We start from the raw sequence: 367 nt of genomic DNA on the forward strand, positions 1-367 counted from the left end.
CGCCTCCCATCTCTGGCCCGTCCACCTCTCTTTCCAGCGCCTTCGCGAATGGTGGCAGCACCATATCCAGTCCACCTTCTGGCGATGAGAGCGCTACCTATGAGCATGCTGCTGATATTGAGGAGTCTCGCCGGTCCGGCACGCAGCCTGATGTTGACCTAGACCAGCCCTCCGAAACGGCGGCGAACGAGCCGGGATCGGGATGGGAGGGCAAGCAGAGAATCCAGCTGAGCCGGGAGATGGAGGCGGTCATTCAGACCCTTACCCATAGAGAGCAGGCGGTCATATCAACCCTGGTCGAGCATGGGGGCAGAATGACCCAGGCTGAGATCAGGTATGAGACAAAAACCCCTAAATCGTCTCTAAC

At 58.9% G+C, this 367-nt stretch carries 1 protein-coding gene; it reads left to right on the forward strand.

Annotated features, from left to right (window positions below):
- Window positions 1-367, forward strand: a 367-nt coding sequence (locus tag BP822_RS11100) for a helix-turn-helix transcriptional regulator (protein ID WP_286878297.1), incomplete at both ends; no start/stop codon positions are given.

The organism is Methanosaeta sp. UBA458 (assembly GCF_002496085.1).
In the GTDB taxonomy this organism is placed as follows: Archaea; Halobacteriota; Methanosarcinia; order Methanotrichales; family Methanotrichaceae; genus Methanothrix; species Methanothrix soehngenii.